Raw genomic sequence first — 22,415 nt, forward strand, 5'->3', positions numbered from 1 at the left:
ACCAACGGGTCAGTGGCAAGTGCCATAAAGTTTCCATTATCTGTTGTTGGTTCTTTAGAAATAAATTCCCACGCTCTGCAGGACTGCATTACAAAAATCAGAAGCATATATGTATCTGATAGAAATAAATATGGTATAGTAATAAATATAAATAGTTTTTTTACACATGCTATATTTGAAAAATAAATTTGTTCTGGAGGAAAGATATGAATAAAAAAGAGAATTTTTTATGCGATATAAAAAATGAAAGTAATATAAAAATATCATTAATGGTAATGAAAATACTAGTCAAAGATTCTTCTAAAGTTGTATGCATATTAGTTGATAAAAGCGGAGAAATAAAAGCTAATATACCAAGTAAAAATGGAGATATTAAAGAAGGAAGCGTACTAGCGATTCAAGGGGTTAAAGATAGGAATCTAGATGTTAAGAAATATGAACTTATTTCAGATTATAATCTCTCAGATTATCTTCCAACGGTAAAGAGACCTATTGAGGAAATAATGAAGGAAATAGAAGTATATACAAACAAATATATTATTTCAAGTGAAGGTAAGGCATTAAATGACTATTTCTTTAAGAATGAAATAGTTTTAGATAAGTTTAAAAGGGGCATAGGTGGAGTTTCAATGCATCATAATTATATAGGTGGTCTTGCGGAACATACCCTAAATGTTATGTATTTAAGTGCTATGCTTTGTGAGAGATATGAATGTAGGAGAACAGAAATAGCGTTACTTGCAGCAAAACTTCATGATATTGGGAAGATTTATGAATTATATTATGATGGTCCTTTTAAATATACCCTTAGAGGAGAAATGGAAGGTCATATTGTTATTGGAGTAGCGTTAATAGATAAAGCTATTAGAGAAAATCCAACATTATATTCAGAAGATTTCATCACTAGGATAAAAGGTTGCATTGTTCAGCATCATGGAAAGCTTGAATTTGGTTCTCCAAGAGCAATGAAAATGGAAGAATCATTTATAGTTAATTATGCTGACTCCATAGATGCTACTATGAATAAGATTTCTCAAGTAAAGGATAAAACAGAATCCGGCAATTGGTCAGAATATGATAGAAGAATTGAGACTAAATTATATTTATAGTGGACTACCAGAAAGACCTAAAAAAGACATGTAAAAATTATAATTTGCATGTCTTTTTCATTTATTTTGCAAGTTTAAGAAAAGTTTTAACAGTAGGTTACTATTCCTTTTATAATGCTAAAAATACCAAATAAAATAATAACAATACCAATTATTTTATCTATAAAAATAAAGCACTCAAATTTATATTTTTTCTTAGATTGCTCTATTAAATTGGCGGTGATTAACCATTGAATAGAAGATCCCACAAAAATCAATATAACAAATATTATGTGCTGCAGTAATGTACCGCCTTCAACATATACACCTATTTTAGTAAATATAGCATAGAAAATTAAAAATGTCATAGGATTGGATAACCCCATGAAAAAATGAATAAAAAATGGATGTATCCTCTCTCCCTCAGTATCTTCTTTAATTTTTATTTTTCTTACTGCACTACTGAGGATATTAACTCCAACTATTACAAATAAAATTCCAGTTAGCCCACTAATAGCACATCTGTATTTGCTTACAAAATTATCTATAAAGCTTACCCCTAAAATCGCTAAGGAAGAATAAATCAAATCTGATACAGCTGCACCAACAGCAGAAATAAAGCCTATTCTCCACCCCTTATTTATGGTTCTTTGTATAGACAATAAACCAAGTGGCCCAATAGGAAAAGAAACAAACATACCTATAATAATTCCTTTAAATAAGAACATATCTTTATTAGTTCACCCCTCTACTAGCAAAACAAATTGGTCGTAATCATTCATGGATATATTGAGTAGTAATATCATTTACTATTGTATAAAGTCTTTTTCAATCGGGGATTTTATTCATAGGAATAATTACTGCAATATATATCATAACATAAAAAGTCTAAAGTACAAATATTAATAAGTCTGTTAGTTTAATGGAGTACATCCACATTTTTACTATTCTTACTAAATCAATATAAAAATAGAGGACATTAATGCACAAGTCCTAGATAAAGAAGGTTATTTCAAATGGTTATTATTTCATGGGGTTTCGTTATAAGGTATTTGCCAATGAGGAGGGATTGAGTTTACTTTTTATCTAGTAAATACAAATTCTGTATCAGAAGATAGATATTCATTATGACTATATCCCTCTTCATTGAATTCTTTTTTAAGATAGGCAATAATCCTATTTATAAAGTTCTTTAACTGCTTTTCTTGTTTCAATTAATTTTCCTTCTACTTCTTTTATATTGTTTCTAGCCATTCCTATAAATAACATGTCTATTATTGCCAACTGCGATATTCTCGAGCTAATTGCACCTTCCCTTAAAGATTTTTCTACTGCTGGCACGCGTAATACCACATCTGAGATATCAGCTAGCTTATTATTTACACTAGCCTTTGTTATTGCTATTACTGGAATTTTCTTTTTTCTTGCGTTTTCTACACATTTAATAACTTCCCTTGTTTCACCTGAATAGGATATTGCTATTGCTACATCACCTGTTTCCATTAAAATAGATGAGGTTATTTGCAAATGGGTATCTGTATGTGATATACATCTCTTATTTATTCTGCTTAATTTATAATAAAAATCTTGACCTACTAAAGCTGATACTCCTACACTAAAAATATATATATTTTTAGCATTTATAAGTAACTCTATTGCATTATCTAGTTCTTCTTCCTTTAATATGCTAACAGTCTGTTCCATAATAGAATCTATTGAATTTTTTATTGCGTGAATTATATTTTTTGTTCCTAAATCTTTATCTAAATATTGAAACTCTATAGCTTGATCCATTTTATCTAAACTTATAGACAAGGTAAGCTTCATTTCATTTAAGCTATTAAAACCTATTTTTTTAGCAAACCTAACAACTGTTGGAGCTGATGTTTTAGTAGCATCAGCTATATCCTTAGCTGACATTGATATAATACTTTCCTTAGTTTCTAATAAGTAATCTGCTATTAATTTTTCACTATCTGTAAAACTATCATAATTTTGCTTTATATATTGTAATACATTCATAATTCCACATCCTATTACATTTAATTTTAGCTCTAGTTATTGACTATCTTAAAGTAAAATTTTTTACCACCAGTTATATATTTCAATAGATAAATATGCTTTTGTAAGACTGAAGCTACAACATTTGTCCTATAATCACTCTTTTGACTCCCTTTTAATATTTGTAATTCTCCCATGTATCTCATATATTTCTCATTATCTATTATAATGTCTCCATAATTTTTATCAACTGTATTTAATGCCTTTATTTTCTCACCATTAAGAAGTAACCTACTTTCACTAGCTCTTATGGCATCTCTAGCCTCATCTTCTCTTTGGGTGTAAGTTTCAGTAAGTAATCGTAAGGTTACATTATCAAATTCTTTTAATTCTATAAAAAGCTCTACTGCATCTGGATTTAATCTAGATAAATCCTCTAGTTCTTTTTTACCAGGAAGTGAATCTCCTATAAATATAGATTTATTTCCCAGAGCAAACAAATGATTTGCAGCTTCGCGTACCTCTATACCTCTATGAGCTTCTAAGCTAGGTAATCCATCATATAATGGACCTCTTTTTCTATTATTTGATCCTACAAAAGCAGAAGCTTTAATTCCTCTTTTGCTTAAAATAGTATTTTTTTCTTTCATACATTCTTCTGAAATACCTGTACCCACTCTAGGGTAAAAATTATGCAGTGCATCCATATTTTTATAGTTAGGCGAATATCTATCTAGACCTTCAAAAAACTCTTTAGTTATTGTTGATGCATTTAGTTGAACTTTAATTCCATAAATATTCTTACTCATTTTAGATATTTCTTCTTCTGTATACCCAAAATCTATTCTTATAGTCTTAACCCCTATATCACATAATCCCTTCAAATCCATATCATTTAAGTCTAAAAACTTAAATGTGTTAGGAGAAATATCACTTATTATATCCATATTATATTTTTTAGCTAAGTTAAAAAATTCACGTGCTTCAGTCTTTAATATGCTATAATTTGCCTCTGGTATATGAAGTGAGGTAAATATTCTGGTAAAGCCTAGTTCATGAGCATCCTTTAATAACTTTATATTTTCTTCCTTTGTATTGTCTAACCCAAAATAAATTGAAATACCATAACTCATAAAAATCTCCCCTTTAATCATCTCTTGTAGAGCTGCATTAATTAATTTTGCTTATTAAAAAGACCCTTGCGGGTCTTTTTTTAAACTCTCTCAACTTGTTAATCCACTGGATCTTCAAATCCTAATATGCTAGTAAAGAAATATCCACCTATATATGATACTAATACTCCTATTAAGAACACTCCCATTTTCCCATTTGCAATTAATAATGCGAGTGGTAATCCTGATACGCCAATTGCAACGGCTCCTACCTTAAATAACGCCATCACCGCTCCACCTAATGCTGCTCCAAGACAAGCTCCAACAAATGGCTTTCCAAGTGGTAATGTTACTCCATATATTAATGGTTCTCCTATTCCTAAAAATCCTGGTACTAATCCATTTTTAGCTACTTTCTTTAATCTTTCATTTTTTGTTTTTCGGAGTACTGCTATAGTAGCTCCTACTTGTGCCATTCCAGCTGTTGCGAGTATTGGAAGTAATACTGTAAATCCAACATTAGCTATTAAATCTGCATGTATTGGAGTTAACGCTTGGTGCATCCCAGTCATAACCAGTGGTAAAAATAACCCTCCCGATATTGCTCCTGATATAACTGATATTATTATATGATCTGATGCTATTGTTTGTCCTACTACGAGTCCTATACTATCTGAAATAAATCCACCTATTGGTTGAAGTATAAATAATGCTACTAAAACTGAAATTGTAAGTGTAACAAGTGGTGTAACGAATAAATCTAATACATCTGGTACAAATTTTCTACAAGCCTTTTCAATATAGCAAGATAAAAGTACTACGAGTATTACTGAAATAATCCCCCCACGTCCTGGGGTTAATGCTTTTCCAAAAAGAGTTATCTTTGCAAGTGCTGCTGACGAAAGAATTCCACCTAATACTCCACCCATCATTGGCATTTGTGAACCGAATTCCTTAGCTGCATTTACACCAACTAAAATTGATAGAATAGAGAATACACCATTACCTATAAGTCCTATTATTTGAGCTGCTGTTGTGGTTTTATATGCATCTCCAAAGTATACTCCTGCTATATTATTTACTGCCAGGACCAACCCACAAGCTACAAATAATGGTATTAATGGAATGAATATATTTCCTAATTTTTTAAGTATATTTTTAAACTTAGTATTATTTTTTTGTTTTAATTTAGTTTTAGTTTCTGCTACTGCATCTTCCCCTATAACTATATTTTTTCCAAGTATTTTACTTACTTCTTCAGTTATCTTATTTACCTTTCCTGGTCCATAAATAACTTGTAGCTGTCCCGCGTCCTCAACTACCCCAAGAGCTCCTTCAGATTTTTTTATTTCTTCTGTTTTTGCCTTTGAAAAATCTTTAAGTTCAAGTCTGCAACGCGTCATACAATTTGCAACAGACTTTATATTATCTTTCCCTCCAACGAGCTCCACTAAATTTTTAGCAATATCTCTATTTATCATAATATTTTTCCCCCTCTTTAAATATTTTCTAGTGCCTTTGCTATATACCCATTATTTTGATCCAATATAATCCTTGCTTCATCTTTATTAAGATTTGATAATATTATGAATATTGCTAGCTTAACATCAAAATCTGTTTTATTTAATACTTCAGTTGCATCTTCAATACCTATACCTGTTGCGGCGCAAACTATTAACTTAGCTCTCTCAATTAATTTTTCATTTGTTGATTTTACATCTACCATGAGATTGCCATATACTTTACCTAGCTTTATCATAGCTCCTGTTGATATCATATTTAATACTAGTTTTTGAGCTGTTCCTGATTTGAGTCTTGTGGATCCTGTTACAACTTCTGCTCCAACTACTGGTGCTATTGATATTTTTGCGGTCTTTGAAACTTGTGAATTAGCATTACAAGTAATTGAAATTGTTAATGCGCCTACTTCATTTGCATACTCGAGTCCCCCTATAACATATGGCGTTCTACCTGATGCTGCAATTCCCACTATTGTATCATTTTCTGTTATATCTTTATTTTTCAAATCTTTTACTGCGAGCTCCATAGAATCCTCAGCGCCTTCCTTCGCTCTAAATATAGCTTCTTTACCTCCTGCAATAATCCCTTGTACCATTTCTTCTGAAATTCCAAATGTAGGTGGACATTCTGAGGCATCTAAAATCCCAAGTCTTCCTGAAGTACCTGCACCTAGATAAATTAATCGCCCTCCTTTATACATTCTTTCAACTATACAATCTATGGCTTCTGCTATTTTAGGAAGTTCCTTTTCCACAGCTTCTGCTACCTTTTTATCTTCATTATTAATTTTTTTTACCATCTCTAATGTTGAAATCCTATCTATGTCCATGGTATTTTCATTTCTACCTTCTGTTGTTAGTTTTTTCAAATTTAATCTATCCATATTTTCTCCTTTATTGTTAAGTATTTTTCTTTTGAGTACGTTTTCATCTTATGACCTTATATTAGCATATTTGAAATTATGTTTCAAGTATTTTAAAAAATAATTTTATTTCATTTCATTTATTGCATATTAATTAACTTGAATTTATAAGAGGAATAAACAAAATGGAAGATTTAATGAAATGCATTTTTTTTTATTAGCTTGATGATAAGATCCTATTCAATAGATATGTTTATCATCCTCTATCTTAAAAACCTTCGGACAAATTCCCTCACTTTCTAAATGAAGAAAGTCAAGAAAATCTAATCACTTTATGATTAAAAATCCTTGACTTTCAATATGATTTTCTTGTTGACAACACAAGTCTGAATCTTATTATATTTTTTATCTATACTATTATTATTCTACAGAAATTGCATCAACAGGGTATTGTTCTTATGCATGTATATGGTTAATAGAAAAGATTTAAGCAGTAACTTTAAAAAAAGATGAAACTTTATTCATATTACATTTAGTAACACCCCTAGTTTTAGGGCCATAACCTTAAAATCGAAAATCATTATCCTAATATTTGTTTTAAATCATCTTCCGGTGTGCTTATTGGTTTAATGTCAAAAGTATCAACTAAAAATTGTAATACATTAGGACTTAAGAAAGCTGGAAGCGTTGGTCCTAGATAAATTCCTTTTACTCCAAGTGACAATAATGCCAATAAATCAGCAACCGCTTTTTGCTCATACCAACTTATAATCATTGCCAATGGTAAGTCATTAATTCCACATTTAAATGCATCAGCTAGTGCTGAAGCTATTCTAACAGCAGAATATGCATCGTTACATTGACCTATATCTAATAATCTTGGAAGCCCTGCTACGGTACCAAACTCCAACTTATTAAAACGATATTTTCCACAAGCCAAAGTAAGAATAATACAATCTTTAGGCACCAGCTGTGCAAATTCAGTGTAATAATTTCTTCCTGGTCTTGCGCCGTCACATCCTCCAATTAAGAAGAAGTGTCTAATCTTTCCTTCTTTAACTGCAGTAACTATTGCTTCAGCATGGCTCAAAGTTGCTTTATGACCAAATCCTACTAAAATCTCTTTAACTTCTTCATCTTTTTCAAAGCCACCGAGTTCTAGAGCTTTATTAATTATTTCAGAGAAGTCCTTATGACCATTCTCATCATTAGATATATGTTTTATGCCATCCCACCCAACTACACTTGTAGAGAAAATTCTATCTTTATAAGAATCTCTCGGTTTCATTAAGCAGTTTGTTGTCATTAAAATACAGCCAGGTATGCCATCAAATTCTTTTTGCTGATCTTGCCATGCCCCACCAAAATTACCTACTAAATGAGGGTATTTATTTAACTTAGGATACCCATGGCAAGGCAACATTTCACCATGAGTATAAATATTTATTCCCTTTCCTTCTGTTTGCTCGAGTAACATTTCAAGATCCCTTAAATCATGACCAGAAACTACGATGAATGGACCTTTTTTAATGTTCACATTAACCTTTGTAGGTGTTGGAGAATCATATTTTTCATTATTGGCTTTATCTAATACCTCCATGACCTTAACACTCATATCTCCAGTTTTAACTAAATACTTGATAAGATCTTGAAGATTTAAACTATCATCAGTCATTACGGCTAAAGCTATAAAATAAAAATCATCTACTTCATCGCTATTATATCTAATAAATCTAGCTTGGTGTGCATAAGCCGCAATTCCTTTTAATCCATATTTTATAGTTTCTCGAACTGATCGAATATCTGCATCTAAATCTTCATCGAACATAACGCCTGCTTTTTTAGCATCTTCAAGTATCTGTTCTTTAGTATCACTTAAATTATATAAGGCTTCTTCAGCAGTTACTTCTTCCCCTGCTACTTTTTTCCTGACATCTTCTTTTATTACTTGAGATCTTTTAAGCATATCCATATGAGATTCAGGATCAAAATTTACATTAGTTAACGTCATAAAGAGTGAATTTTCAATAAATGAAACCCATGACTTATCGATTTTTTCACCTTTGGCTAAAAGTTTAGTAGCATAACAGCTTATCCCTTTTAGCTGATAAATGAGCAAATCCTGCATTGCTGCAATTTCTGGTGTTTTTCCACAGACTCCTACTTTAGTACAACCTTTCCCACCGAAAGTTTGTTCACATTGAAAACAAAACATTTTTCCTTGCATATGTAATCCTCCTAATTTTTTAAAATAACCTATACATTAGTCTTTACTTTCTTGGCGTAAGTATACGTCACAATTTTTTTATATTTTGATTTAAATCATATTTTTATTAATCAAAGTTAAGTAAAATTATGACATGGGAATAAGAAATCTAAAAAATAGAGTTGTAGAGGAGAATTTAAAATGGATAATAAAAAGATAGAAAAACTAACTCACGTTTTGCAAAAATTAAATAAAGAGGGTATAACCGAAGCTCTAAGAAAAGAAGCTTTAGACATTGTTTCAAATATAAGTCCTATTGAACTTTCAATTGCAGAGCAAAATTTAATAGAAAAAGGAATGAAGCCTCAAGATTTAAGACATCTTTGTGATATACATATGGAAGTTTTAAAAGACGAACTTGATAAAATCAAAACGAAAATTGAACCAGGTCATGTTGTGTATACCCTTATTGCTGAGCATGATAAAATTCTTGAATTTTTGACACAACTTGAAGAAATTAATACTGAAATTCAAAAGATTGAAATCTATGATAACACTTTAGAAGAAATTGAGAAATTAAAGACTGTTATATTTAATATATTAGATGCAGAAAATCACCACCAAAGAGAAGAAAAAGTGCTGTTTACTGAGATGGAAAACAGAGAGATTACTGGTCCAACTAGAATTATGAGAATGGAACATGAGGATTTAAAAGCAAAAAAAGAATTTTTGAAAATGACAGCAGAAGGGGCCTGTCAATTAAACTTCAATGAATTCAAATCAAAAGTGGATGAGACAGCAAAATATATTATATTTAATATGAGAGATCACATATTTAAAGAAAACTATATTCTATACCCTACAGCAATAGAATCTATACAAGGAAAAGAAGTATGGAATGATATGAAAAGAAGGTGCGATGAGATCGGCTATTGTGGATTTACACCTGAAGTATAATTCAATATATCTATTCTTTAATAATACAAAAAAATAACACCGTTATCAATCCGGTGTTATTTGCAAATATCTAAATTATAGGAGGAACCTATTATTTAATAGTAATACTTTTATGTGGCAGTCGCATGACAAATATGATAATAATTTATGAACACTCCCTAGAAATTTATTTGTAATAATTAACTTGCATTGCTATCTTTAAGAACCGTGTTGATAATATGTCAGTTTTTAAGGTAAGTCGGAATTGATCCCTTAATACACCTTTTACGAATATTGGTACTTAGGACATATGGAGGACAATCATTGAGCAACCACAAACTATAATCCCAACAAGCGTTATATATTCACAGGTACACTTAGTAAATCTCTTTTATTGTGTAATTTCAATATTTTAGGTGATACATCGCAATAAGCAGTATGTATATTAGTATTTTCATTGTTTTCATTTAAAATTTTACCACTAGACAAAATAGTGTATAACCTTCCATTAAAAAATTGAGTAACTCCATTTTCTACAGCTTCGTGTCCACGGACTAATAAATCCACGCCAAGAATATTTATAAAATCATTAAAATGTTCTTGGTTAAAGTTAAATCTTGCTTTTAGCTAGGCGTTAAACATAACATTTTAAACGCAAAAAATGATGAACTTGAAGCACATATTATTGAACAAGCAGCCACTCTTTATGCCGTTACTGTTTCAACTAATATGGCTGGCAGAGGTGCTGATATAAAACTTGGTGGCCTAGATGGAACTAATAAAGATAAGATAGCTTCCCTTGGAGGATTATATGTTATAGGTACTAATAAGCAAGAAAGTATTCGCATTGATAAGCAGCTTAAAGGAAGAACTGGCCGTCAGGGTGATGTTGGCATGTCAAAATTCTTTATAAGCCTTGAAGATGACCTCATTAAAAGATATGGTATCCATGAAATAATACCCACGGCAATTAGACCAAAGCTGCAAGAAGAACCTTTACTTAATCCTAGAATAGCAAGTAAAATAGAACATGTGCAGAGAATTATTCAAGGCCAAGATTCTGATTTACGTAGAGCATTATGGCAGTATTCCACTTTCATAGAAAATCAGCGACTTGAAGTTTACCAAAGGAGAATGGAAATACTATATGATACTTTGCCTTTTAATATATTGAGACTGGAAAATCCACAGCTATTTACAGAGTTAATTAACTTCTTTAGTGAATGCACTGTAAATGAACTTGAAAAACAAGTAGCACTATATAATATTGATGAAGTTTGGGTTGATTATCTTGCTCATGTAGCATATCTTCAAGATGGAGTAAAGTTAAGTATTCTCCAGCGTAAAAATCCATTGCAAGAATTTCAACTGGAAACAGCTAGCGTATTTCAAAATCTACAGCAAGAGATACAAAAGAGAATATTACAAGATTTTGAAGCATTAGATTTATCAAATCAGGGTCTAATTAGCTTAAAGGAGCGGATAAAACCACCTTCATCAACTTGGACCTATCTTGTTAATGACAATTCCCTAATAGATCCACTTTCTTCATTATTTATTCGTAACGCAATTGCGTCCATAGGAATATTGATTGCCTTACCAATTCGATTTGGAACTTGGATTTACAATAAAATTTTCTAGCAAAATAAATTGGAAGGTAGCAAATATTTTTTGTTGATATACTCTAAAAGCTAACGATGTTCCAAAAATTCAGCTTTTGGGACACCGTTAGCTTTTAAATTTAAGCTTCTAGGGATATATTTTCTTCAGTTTCATCCTCAGCTTGATTTTTAACAATAGCATTTACGAACTTTTCTCCATATGGAAGGCAAAATTGTATGAATGGACCTGTCAATAATGCAGATGTTATTGTACCTATACCAAATATTCCGCCGAGTGTAAAGCCTATTATTAAAAAGCTAACATCTAATGCCATACGAATCCAACGATATTCTAAATTAGTTTTATCTTTTATTATAAATGAAATAATATCATTTGGTGCAACACCTAGATTACTTGCTGAAAGTATAGAAAAACCGATTGCAATTAGAACACAACCGAATACAACTAAAAGTATTTTTATACCAATATTTAAAGATTCAATTGGAAAAAATGAAACGGCCTTTACTCCAAGGTCAATAATGGGTCCTACTCCAATCACGCATATAATTGTTCCTATCTTTATACGAGTTCTTTCAACTAAAAGTATTATGCAAAACAATACAAATAAAATAATCATATTAGCATTTCCAGGTGTTTTCTTTAATAAAAATGCTAATCCTTGAGTAAATAAAGTAAACGGATCAGAACCAATATTAGTTTTTAAAAACAAAGCTACTCCAATCTGTATTATACTCATTCCTACAAAAAATAGAATTAGTCTTTTAATTAGATTTAGTTTTTTAGTCATATTTTCCATCCTTTTCTTTATATTTTATAGTTATTCTCTATAATATTTTCAAGATTTTTATTATAAACTAGCAAAAACAGCAATTTTAATTATACAATGATACAAATTTTTATACAAGCAGATATTAGAATAAATAACCTTTCATATAGAATTACCATTTATTACATCCCCCTTGTAGATATGCAGATGGAAGGTCAAACTTTACCTTTCTAATACAAAATACCAGCAAAGTGTATAATATACTTTGCTGGTATTTTTAATTCATTCCTTAGTTCACCATTATCAAACATTTATGTTACATTGACTTTCAACTGACTGAAAAGCAACTTTGTTTCTACCACTAGTTTTTACTGAATATAGTGCCAGATCAACTGCCTTTATAAGTATTTCAACAGATGATTCGGCTGAATAATTTTCGAATCCTGTTACACCAAAACTTGCAGTCACATTTATTTTACTATTATTATAATCACAATAACCCACCTCTAACCGACTACGAATACGTTCTGCTATATCTATTGCATCATCAATTTTAGTTTTGGGCAGTAATATCATAAATTCTTCTCCACCATATCTAGCAACAACATCTGTAGCTCTTAAAGAATCCTTACTCATAGTTGCAACATATTTTAGTACTTCATCACCTGCTTGATGACCATAATTATCATTAACTTTTTTAAAGAAATCAATATCAAACATAATCAAACAAATAGGTGTATTCCTTTGCTTTACATTTTCAAATTCTCGATAAAACAACTCAAAGAAAAATCTCCGATTGAATAGGCTTGTTAAATCGTCAACTGTAGCATGAACTTCAAGTTGTTTTTGATTATTAATCAGCTTTGTTATATCACTTACAGTAAAAAGCCATCCTAAAGTACTATCGGTCTTTGTTTTTAGTCGTATATTTTCTAAGGAATAATACCGTTCAGCTCCTGATTTTGTCAAAGAAAATTCAAAAGATTCATTTTTCTCAGATAAATCACCTATTTCCAACCACTTAGGAAATAAGTTGTAAAATTTATGATTTAGATGTTTATCAGTTAACCCTTCAAATATAGATATAGCTGCCTGATTAAAGTCAATTATATTTTCATTGTAATCAAGAATAATTATTCCATCCTTTGAATGATGAAAAACTGTATTTCTAGCTATAGGTATAGTTCTCAAAATTCTAAACCTAAAAATCCCCAGCATATAAAGAATGGAAGAAGGGCACAGTAATATAACACTATAATCTATTCCATATGGAGCAGTATTTGTCACATTCATATAAAAGGCAAGCCATGGGAATAGAGATGCCAAAACCATTAGTAAAATAGGTACATGGGTAACAATAGATGAATTAATGGCCGTTTTCAGATAAATTACAGTGGAACAAATCATGCATATAGTTAAAAATAATATGTAATAATAATAAAGTGGACCTTTACTCTTTACTAAAATATTAAAAAATCCATTTGATTCTAAAGCTACAGAAGTATAATACAAATGATGAATATTATTAGTAAATCTAATAACTATAATTGAAGTTGGTACTAAAACTAAACAAATTAGTCTAGCTTTAGACTGGAATATTTTAGTATTACCTGTATACTCAAATGCCATAAGAACAGCAAAAAGGCATAAAAAAGGACCTGCAAGATATCGAAATCTATTCCAAAACAAGGAAATTTCTATTGATTTACTTTGTAATTCCATACAATACCCAAAACAAAATATTGCAACTAAACAACATAAAAGAGTAAAATATTTCGCTCCAGGCACAATAGTACTCTTTACTGAGTATATTGCTAATGCAACTGCAATAATTGTAGAAGAAAATAATATTGCGAAAAAAATAATGGCTATATAATTCAAATTTTCACCTGCCTTTATTAAAATAAGTTTGTAAACATGCAATTTTTGATTAAAGATTCTGAATGTCAGTCGCCACAATGTAACACATTATTTACATGTGGTTATTATTCTACATAAATATGTGGAAATCCTCTAATATAAAACAAAAATTGTAGTATATTCAAATAAAGTCTGCCTAAAAATGTAAAAACCATGAGATATTAAGCATAAGATGCGTATTTTTACAAATACCTGTTTCTTCCACTTCTCCCTAGGTGATTCAAGAAATTGGAACGTAGTGAAGATTTTTTGTTGCTAATTATCCTTCAACCCTAGACAAAAAAAGTGAAAGTCCCCGGAACATAACTTCCATGGACTCCTTAACTATTTTTAATTATATAAAATACCATCGCTAATTTTATACTAACTTAATCTAATTAGATTAAGAAGTGATATCTTCACTTTTTAAAGCTTTCCACAAAGATATAAATGCGAATATCTTTAAAATACTATTTTACTTACTCCTAAACTCTTAAGAATACCCGTTGAGATTCCCTTAGCTAATTTATTTTGGTAGTCTTCGCTAGCTAATAGCTTTTCTTCCGTTGAATTAGAAATGAATGATGTTTCTACCAATATAGCCGTAGCATTCATATTTTTCAAAACATAAAAACCTGCAGTTTTAATATTCCTATCTACTCTACCAGTTTCTTTGATTAATTCAGTTTGGACAGACTGAGCTAATTTTGCCCCTGCTTCACTCCCCCTATTAGAATAAGTTTCAATGCCACTAGCTGACTCAAGTGAAAATGAATTTGCATGAATACTTACAAAATAATTTGGGTTAGCATTATTAGAAATATCACATCTTTCTTGAAGATTTTGTGCTTCATTAGTGGACCAAGTTATATTGTCACTTGTTCTTGTGTATATGACTTGAACACCATTCTTAGATAATATATTTCCTATTTTTAAAGCAATTGCTAATGTTACAGCCTTTTCCTGAATGCCTGTTGGCCCTACTGCTCCCGAGTCACTTCCTCCATGACCTGCATCTAAAACTACTTTGTACTTTTGCTTAGCAGTCGCTTTTACATTAATTATGGCTTTAATTTTTTTGTCATAATTTTTTATAACTCCTTCATAGGTCTGGGTACCTTCCTTATTTAAAGAAACTGAATCTTGAAGCCATTCTACCCCAACCTCTTTTTTTGAGTTATTATTCATAGTAGCCAGTACCGTTTTAGGAAAGGTATATTGATCACCTACTTCTAAATTAACCATTATATCTTGAACTGAAGATATTTCAAAAATAGGTTCCTTAATAAAATTGTAATTAGTATCATTGTTCTCAAATCCAGCATAGTCCATTAACCCATTAGCTATAGCCTTTGCAAGATTATTTTGATACTCTGGACTGCTTAATAATATTTCTTCCTTTTGATTGCTTAGAAACCCTAATTCCAAAGCTACCGTAGGACAGCTTGTCTTTTTTAATATTTCAAAACTTCCTTCTTGTATTCCCCTATCCTTAGCATTTGTTGCTTTTATAAGTTCAGTTTGTATTTCACCTGCTAACACCTTATTATTACTAATACCAGATAGGTAATATGTTTCAATCCCATTTGCAGTATCTAAATCATATGAATTAGTGTTAATACTTAAAAATACATCAGCCTTTGCATTCTTAGCTATTGCAACTTTTGCATCATCCTCGCTAATCTTATCCCAAGATACTGAATCACGGTCTCTAGTGTATACTACTTTGAATCCTCTTGTTTTTAGTATATTACCTAGTTTTATCGCTGTGCTTAAATTTATATCTTTAGCTTTTGCACCATTTTCGCCAGTAATTTCTTTATAGTACTGAGCTGGATCAATGCATACAGTAAACTCACTTGGTTTTGTAGGTAAACTTGGTTTTGTAGGCTCACTTTTAGTCCTAAAGTCCATTCTAACTTCTTTAGGAAGATGCTTTCCATCTGCAGACTTAACATTTTCCGTCACTATAAGCGTATAGGACTTATTAGATTCATAGTTTTTTACAGCTTGAACTATTATATTTTTATTATTAGCTAAACTAACCTTAATATCTATATATTTATTATCATCTCCAAGCACTTTTATATTTGTGTTGTTCACAGTAGTAGAACTAAGCGGTTTATTAAAGCTCACTGTCCAGGGTTTACTAACTATAACATCTTTTTTAGATCCCATACTTGTATATGTACTAGCCTTTACTATTTGCACAGGTATACACAATGCAAAAGTTAAAATCGTAATTATAAATGCTTTAAAGATGTTTTTCATATAATCCCTCCTAAATTGTCATTATCTTAAGTATATATGTAAATTATGGTGTTAATCATCCATTAATTATACTACACTTTTTATCTTAATCTGGATAATTTATAAATATTTTTTCAAATACGCATTAAATCATCACATGAGGTGCAATATAATTCATCTTTTTAGTTTGCTAAATAAAAAATCAATTCTGATTTTTTAGTATTCTAAAACATTTTAGTGAAAATACATTATTTTATTATTAGATAATATAAGTTATAAGTACAATCGTTGACTTTTTAATAAAAGTGTTTTACGATGATATTGTTAATATTTATGTTTTGTAAACCTTTTCAATTTAAATGAGAGTTTTTAACTCAAGCTTACATGCTATTTTGAGGGTGTATTAACACTATCTTAATATTAGAGGAGGATGAATTATGAAGACGGAATTAGTAGAAGGTTTACTTACTCTGAAGGTTGATATGGTAGCAACCTTAGCAACCGCAATTTTATTGTTACTATTAGGTTATTGGCTTATAAAAAAGGTAGCTTTTTTTAGGAAGTTCTGTATTCCTGCTCCTGTAATTGGAGGTTTGTTATTTTCAATACTTGCCCTCGTTTTAAAACAGAGCGGCATAATAACAATTAGTATGGATACAACCTTTCAATCACCTTTTATGATAGCCTTCTTTACAACTATTGGACTTGGCGCAAGTTTTAAATTACTTAAAAAGGGTGGAAAATGGTTAATTATCTATTGGATGCTTTGTGGCGTACTTGCTATTTCACAGAATCTTATAGGTGTTGTATTTGCAAAGATTACTGGTATTCATCCTATGTTTGGTATTATGGCAGGTTCAGTTTCCATGGAAGGTGGACATGGTGCCGCAGCAGCTTTTGGAAAAACTGCTGAAGCTATGGGTATAGCTGGTTCTACCACCGTAGCTATAGCTGCTGCCACTTTTGGTCTTATATCTGGTGGGCTTATCGGAGGCCCTATTGCAAAACATTTAATAGACAAGTACAAATTGAAACCCAGTACATCAGATAAATATGGCGTAAAATCTTTTGAAAATGTCGTAGATGATTCAGTAAATACAAAAATCACAACAGATATGATTATGACTCACATGGCAATAATAACCGTTTGTATGACAATCGGATCTATTGCCAGCGGATGGTTTTCAACAGTTACAGGACTTTCTTTACCAGGATATGTAGGTGCTATGTTTGTAGCAGTAGCTTTTAGAAATATAAATGACAAAATACATATTACTAAACTTGATTATTACACTGTAGATTTAATGAGTAGTGTGTCTCTTGGAATTTTCCTTTCAATGGCATTAATGACATTGAAGCTGTGGGAACTTGTAGGACTTGCAGGACCATTATTAATAATAGTTTCAGCACAGGTAGTATTTATGATATTATATACAATATTTGTTGTATTCAAGTTCCTTGGGAAAGATTTTGATGCAGCCGTTATGGCAGCAGGTATGGCAGGTCATGGACTTGGTGCTACTCCAAATGCTATAGCTAATATGGGAGCTGTTACTGAAAAATACGGGCCATCTCCAAAGGCATTTTTAATAGTTCCATTAGTTGGAGCATTTCTAATTGACCTTATAGGTATCCCAACTATTGTATTTTTTATGAATCTATTTAAATAAAATGTATATTGAGTACAATTAAATCAATTTAGTACAAATAGATTTATCCAATAATGCCACTTGCCACGTGGGTGGCACTAATTTATCTATAATATGCAATAATATCTTCTGGTGAATTTATTCCGAAGTTTTGTGGTAGTGGAAGATTTTTTAAATCTTTTCCTTCGAATTTACCATCCACATAATATTCTACCCCAGTAACCTTCTCAAACCACATAAGAATTTTATCAATTAATGGAATTTCAACTCCAACTATTTCAGAAAAGCTCTTAATAATACATAGTCCAAATGGGAAATCCTCCATAAAGTATCTTGACTTAAAATCTGGAATATACCCCTCCTCAGTTATTATCATTGGTGATTGGATGTTTTTAAGAGCAATCATATTGCTGATTTTAGCAGTCATCTGCTGAGGTGTTTCTGCTCCAAAATACTCCTTTACAAAACCAACTCTTTTCAAATCAACTGTAGCTAACCTACGGCACAGTGTTTGTACCTCTTCATCACAAGCAAGTAGAATTGTTGAAGCCTCATCTGTCCATTCAGTATAGAAACTAATCATTTTTTCCCAATAAACCCCTTCACTATAATTGTGAAACATTTCATAAAGTCTTGCAGTATGAAGAATTGGATTAGCTGGTGTAAGTGCAACATGAAGATAATTTGCTAGTGGATTACACTTCACATTAAATAAATCCTCTATTACCTTACATATGTCTGCTGTATTGCAAGATGGAATAGCTCCTATAAAAAGTTCTTTTTTCTTACCCAAATCATACACAGATTTTCCGTACTCTTTTATTCGAGCTATACCGTAAACCCTTTGAAATCCAAACAGTGTGCAGCCACTTTCAATAAGCTCCTTGCAATAGCATTCGCTGCCACCATTACCTGGCATCATGCCAATTAACACTCCAGCTTTAAGAAAAGGCTTTATTTTCTGTATAGTTCTATTAAACATATAAGATGGAAGCGTGGATATAATGATGTCCGCATCACTAATTACCTCCTCTGGATTACTTGATATTATATCCACCCTTCCTGAGTATTTAAATATGCCCTCATTATCACAAACCTCAATTATATGGTTCCAATCATCTGGTCTTGAAGTCAATAATCGGACAGAAATATCTTCTCTTCGTCCGATATCTCCCATTACAAGTGTACCTAAATTTCCACCACCTAATATACATATATTCATATTTTCTCCCCCTAAATTCTATTTATTATTTTGTATTTTCATCTAATCTATTAGATTGCACCTAATTGATACAAAAAATCTTAAAATACTTTTATACTATTCCACTATTATATCATATAAGCTCATATAACCCCAGAATAAATAATTATATTAAATCAGCTTAGTTTTTCTCCATTTTACTTAATATTACAACCCATACGGATATTTTTTAAGAATAATTGTAGCAGTTATCTATGAAAATACTGTAGAATATAATATATAAAGCAAATATACAATATTAACCATTTTATTCTTATTAGATGTGAGCAGCCTGATCCTCTTACTAAGACTGCATGAGCTTTTTTAAGCATGTCTACTTTAAAAGGTTCACTTTATTGAATTTTACGGTATTTTTACGTCGCACTTCAAAAATGTATCGATTACTGATTATTAGTCGACGTAACTATTGAAATTGAAAGTGTGAATAATGGCCTTTGAAAATTGAATAATACGGTATTGAAAAATATAATCATTTTCCATATATAACAAAAAAGTCAAAATTGTATAAAAATACCTACTAAAAGAATGTATGATTTTAGCTAAAATAAATATTTAAGTAGCTTATTATTAAAAATGAGAACCATATATTTTATATTAACAATCATAATAATCCAAACAGCTATTTGCAATATTGTAATAACATAACCCTTCCTTTTCCTTTTTAAGGTTAATTCGTTTATTGGTTTATTAATGGTAAATTTATTAAAAAAGTCAGGAAAACATTTTTCAAGAAAATTCAATATTTTTAATCCTATAAAAGTCCCTAAAGTATTCAAAATAATATCGTTAATATCCATAGCTCTTATAATAAAAACCTGAATAATTTCAATTATTAGTGATATTACGGCACCTTCTAAAACTATATGTTTTGTTCTTTTTTCTTTTCGAGAAAGTAAGGTAGCACAAAATCCAAAAGGCATAAATATAAAAATGTTTCCGAATATGTTTACAAAACCATGTGCTCCAAATTCAATGATTCCTTTAAATGGGATAAGATTTATACTTTTTAATGATTCATAAATATGTTGAGACATATATGGTAAATTAAAAAAACTGATACTTGTTCCAAGTGTTAATGTTACTATAAAAATGAATGAGGACATTAACGCAATAGCCCCTACTTCTCTATACGTTGTTGTTTTAATCCCTAAGTAATGGCGTTTTTTTATTTCTAAAATTCTATGTATTATTACAAATGGTATTGAAATGAAAAAAAATGGTGCTATTAGCATTAATTTATGTTTAATATAAAGCATCTATTATTCCTCCTAATAAAGCTTAATTTAAAAATGAACTTAAATTCTTTACATTTATAAAATATCATATTCAAAAATTACAGGTTGTACGATCTTTGTTTTTGAAGTGTTAATCAAATTGAATTTATTTTAATACTCATTGTTCCAACATTTTATTTTAAATAAGTTAGTTGGCATTTCTATTTTTCTAAAACACAGTAAATATATTTATTACAATACTTCCGAAAAAAACCCTTTGACCATAGCCAAAGAGTTTATCTCACTAATTTTTTTCTATTGAAACATGAAGAAGTTAAGAACAGTTCGGTTAATTATCCATATAAAAAACATTGGAATTTTTCTTGCTTAATCTTTTTAATATATGATATAATTATTTCACTTTATTACCACTATAACTTTCCCCTCCAACTATAATGTCCATTTTAATAGCTTTACCATTAGAATCTTTACAGAATATAAGCTTATAAGGAAGAAATTTACATAAATATATTGACTTATCATTAGCTTCATATGTTTGGTATATTTCACATTTATCATTTCCTCCAAAATCAGCGAAAATACTATTATTCTCTTTAACAATGCTTATACTTTGACCAATAGATTCTATTTTATATTCTCCAGTATAGTTATCATAAATTTTCGGATTTACTTTCATCGCTTTAGGCATATCTAATTTTTGATTAAAAATAATTTTTGATAAATCATTATTTAAATCCATAGGACTTGCAAATGCTAGATTACTTAATATAATAATCTGAACATCATCACTTGTATACATGCAATTGTATGCTGCAAACCCATTTACATTACCCCCATGAGAAATAGCATTTTTCTTTACATCTCCAATTTGCGTATCTCCAACAAAGAGTCCATATCCATAGCTTGTATTAGTACCCATATCTCCAACATTCACATATGATTGAGTCATTTTATCCCATGAACTTTTACTTATGATTTTTGTATTTAAAAGCATCTTATCCCAATTATATAAATCTTCAACTGTAGAATACAATGAACCTGCAGCATATGGAAAAGACATATCTATAAAATCACAATTAACAATTGCTGATGAAGCAAACCCATATCCCATGGCTCTATTTGCTATAACCTTTTCCGAATGATCATAACCTGAATTACTTAAGCCAGCTTTTTTGAATATGTTTTCATTTATATAATCTTCATAAGATTTTCCGGAAATTTTCTCAATTATATATCCTAATAATATATATCCTGAATTATCATATGAAAATTTTTTACCAGGTTCAAAATCTGAAGGCTTATCTTTAAAAGTTGCAACTAATTCCTCAGGAGAATAATGCAATCTGCATTTAATCTTAAAATCAAGCATTTGTGTATAATTAAATATTCCTGATGTATGTGTAAGTAACTGGTGAATAGTTATTTTATCACCTTGTGGATAATCAGGTATGTATTTATTTATAGTATCCTCAACTTTTATTTTTCCTTGTTCTTGAAGCTGAAGTATTGCAAGTGCAGTAAACTGCTTTGTAATCGAACCTATTCGAAATATGGTTTTTGGTGTATTAGGAACATTAAGTTCATAATTTGCATTTCCATATCCTTTATTTATTAAAATTTTTCCCTTCTGAGCTACTAAAACTGAACCACTAAACCTTCCTTGTTTTACTTGCTCATTCATGTATTCATCAATCTTAATACTTATATTTTTCTGTAGATCTTTATTTACAGAATCAAATGCAAAAACCCTATTGCTAAATATAAAAAAACAAATAATAAAAATCAACGTTATAAATTTAAATCCTTTCAACCTGTAATTTTTCACCTTTAACATATCTAATCCTCCCATTATTTTTTTAAAAAGCTTTAAAATTGCTTTTTTCATATAAAGTATTAAATTTACTTGATTTGTTGATTAATGAATGTAAATACACCCACTTATAACTATATGTCTATTTTGTAATAATATTGAATATTTTCATTATATAACAACTTTCTTTTTGTTT

18 protein-coding genes and 1 pseudogene are annotated in these 22,415 nt (G+C 30.2%); 5 read left to right on the plus strand and 14 right to left on the minus strand.

The genetic code is table 11. The annotated features are described in order from the left end of the window. The first annotated feature begins 206 nt into the window (after positions 1-206). On the plus strand, positions 207-1,109 hold the full coding sequence (locus G9F70_RS15600; protein ID WP_164943846.1) for a 3'-5' exoribonuclease YhaM family protein: 903 nt from the start codon (positions 207-209) through the stop codon (positions 1,107-1,109). A gap of 86 nt (positions 1,110-1,195) precedes the next feature. On the opposite strand, the gene G9F70_RS15605 is transcribed toward G9F70_RS15600, so the two are convergent. The 7 genes from G9F70_RS15605 to hcp form a co-directional block, all read right to left on the minus strand. After that, the gene (locus G9F70_RS15605) at positions 1,196-1,816 is read right to left on the minus strand and encodes a LysE family translocator (protein ID WP_164943847.1); all 621 of its coding nucleotides are present in this window, start codon (positions 1,814-1,816) and stop codon (positions 1,196-1,198) included. Positions 1,817-2,170: 354 nt separating this feature from the next. Further along, positions 2,171-2,302, minus strand: a complete 132-nt coding sequence (locus tag G9F70_RS27050) for a hypothetical protein (RefSeq protein ID WP_263484331.1) — start codon at positions 2,300-2,302, stop codon at positions 2,171-2,173. Beyond that, positions 2,265-3,110, minus strand: a complete 846-nt coding sequence (locus G9F70_RS15610; protein WP_164943848.1) for a MurR/RpiR family transcriptional regulator — start codon at positions 3,108-3,110, stop codon at positions 2,265-2,267. The genes G9F70_RS27050 and G9F70_RS15610 overlap by 38 nt, the downstream gene beginning before the upstream one ends. A 32-nt stretch (positions 3,111-3,142) precedes the next feature. Then, positions 3,143-4,222, minus strand: coding sequence for a DUF871 domain-containing protein (locus G9F70_RS15615; RefSeq protein ID WP_164943849.1), 1,080 nt, complete (start codon positions 4,220-4,222; stop codon positions 3,143-3,145). A 98-nt stretch (positions 4,223-4,320) separates the two neighbouring features. Then, on the minus strand, positions 4,321-5,682 hold the full coding sequence (locus G9F70_RS15620) for a PTS transporter subunit EIIC (protein ID WP_164943850.1): 1,362 nt from the start codon (positions 5,680-5,682) through the stop codon (positions 4,321-4,323). A gap of 17 nt (positions 5,683-5,699) precedes the next feature. Then, on the minus strand, positions 5,700-6,605 hold the full coding sequence (gene murQ / locus G9F70_RS15625) for an N-acetylmuramic acid 6-phosphate etherase (RefSeq protein WP_164943851.1): 906 nt from the start codon (positions 6,603-6,605) through the stop codon (positions 5,700-5,702). Between the two features lie 559 nt (positions 6,606-7,164). Next, positions 7,165-8,811: a hydroxylamine reductase gene (hcp, locus tag G9F70_RS15630; protein WP_164943852.1), complete on the minus strand. Its 1,647-nt coding sequence runs from the start codon at positions 8,809-8,811 to the stop codon at positions 7,165-7,167. A gap of 180 nt (positions 8,812-8,991) precedes the next feature. Here hcp and G9F70_RS15635 point away from each other — a divergent pair, with 180 nt between their 5' ends. Continuing rightward, positions 8,992-9,747 carry a DUF438 domain-containing protein gene (locus G9F70_RS15635; protein ID WP_164943853.1) on the plus strand — a complete coding sequence of 252 codons (756 nt, stop codon included), beginning with the start codon at positions 8,992-8,994 and terminating at the stop codon, positions 9,745-9,747. Positions 9,748-10,083: 336 nt separating this feature from the next. Here the strand turns inward: G9F70_RS15635 and G9F70_RS15640 are convergent, their stop codons facing one another. Then, positions 10,084-10,293, minus strand: a complete 210-nt coding sequence (locus tag G9F70_RS15640) for a hypothetical protein (protein ID WP_224617603.1) — start codon at positions 10,291-10,293, stop codon at positions 10,084-10,086. Positions 10,294-10,368: 75 nt separating this feature from the next. Here G9F70_RS15640 and G9F70_RS27520 point away from each other — a divergent pair. After that, positions 10,369-10,674 (plus strand): annotated as a pseudogene (locus tag G9F70_RS27520) (accessory Sec system translocase SecA2); the annotation flags it as partial. A gap of 186 nt (positions 10,675-10,860) precedes the next feature. After that, positions 10,861-11,367, plus strand: a complete 507-nt coding sequence (locus tag G9F70_RS27525) for a hypothetical protein (RefSeq protein ID WP_411956021.1) — start codon at positions 10,861-10,863, stop codon at positions 11,365-11,367. 100 nt (positions 11,368-11,467) lie between these two features. Here the strand turns inward: G9F70_RS27525 and G9F70_RS15650 are convergent, their stop codons facing one another. The 3 genes from G9F70_RS15650 to G9F70_RS15660 all read right to left on the minus strand — a co-directional run bounded on the left by G9F70_RS15650 (position 11,468) and on the right by G9F70_RS15660 (position 16,285). After that, on the minus strand, positions 11,468-12,136 hold the full coding sequence (locus G9F70_RS15650) for a YczE/YyaS/YitT family protein (RefSeq protein WP_164943855.1): 669 nt from the start codon (positions 12,134-12,136) through the stop codon (positions 11,468-11,470). 282 nt (positions 12,137-12,418) lie between these two features. Beyond that, entirely contained in the window at positions 12,419-13,996 is a 1,578-nt protein-coding gene (locus G9F70_RS15655) for a diguanylate cyclase (protein ID WP_164943856.1), read from the minus strand. 480 nt (positions 13,997-14,476) lie between these two features. Beyond that, positions 14,477-16,285 carry an N-acetylmuramoyl-L-alanine amidase gene (locus tag G9F70_RS15660; protein ID WP_164943857.1) on the minus strand — a complete coding sequence of 603 codons (1,809 nt, stop codon included), beginning with the start codon at positions 16,283-16,285 and terminating at the stop codon, positions 14,477-14,479. Positions 16,286-16,701: 416 nt separating this feature from the next. On the opposite strand from G9F70_RS15660, the gene gltS reads away from it, so the two are divergent. Beyond that, positions 16,702-17,934 carry a sodium/glutamate symporter gene (gltS, locus tag G9F70_RS15665; RefSeq protein WP_164943858.1) on the plus strand — a complete coding sequence of 411 codons (1,233 nt, stop codon included), beginning with the start codon at positions 16,702-16,704 and terminating at the stop codon, positions 17,932-17,934. Between the two features lie 82 nt (positions 17,935-18,016). Here gltS and G9F70_RS15670 read toward each other — a convergent pair whose 3' ends face one another. The 3 genes from G9F70_RS15670 to G9F70_RS15680 form a co-directional block, all read right to left on the minus strand. Next, positions 18,017-19,135, minus strand: a complete 1,119-nt coding sequence (locus tag G9F70_RS15670; protein ID WP_164943859.1) for an NAD/NADP-dependent octopine/nopaline dehydrogenase family protein — start codon at positions 19,133-19,135, stop codon at positions 18,017-18,019. A gap of 578 nt (positions 19,136-19,713) precedes the next feature. After that, on the minus strand, positions 19,714-20,430 hold the full coding sequence (locus G9F70_RS15675) for a VanZ family protein (RefSeq protein ID WP_164943860.1): 717 nt from the start codon (positions 20,428-20,430) through the stop codon (positions 19,714-19,716). A 370-nt stretch (positions 20,431-20,800) separates the two neighbouring features. Further along, positions 20,801-22,243, minus strand: a complete 1,443-nt coding sequence (locus G9F70_RS15680; protein ID WP_164943861.1) for a serine hydrolase domain-containing protein — start codon at positions 22,241-22,243, stop codon at positions 20,801-20,803. Positions 22,244-22,415 lie beyond the last annotated feature (172 nt).

Source organism: Clostridium sp. FP1 (assembly GCF_011065975.2).
Taxonomy (GTDB): domain Bacteria; phylum Bacillota; class Clostridia; order Clostridiales; family Clostridiaceae; genus Clostridium_AD; species Clostridium_AD tagluense.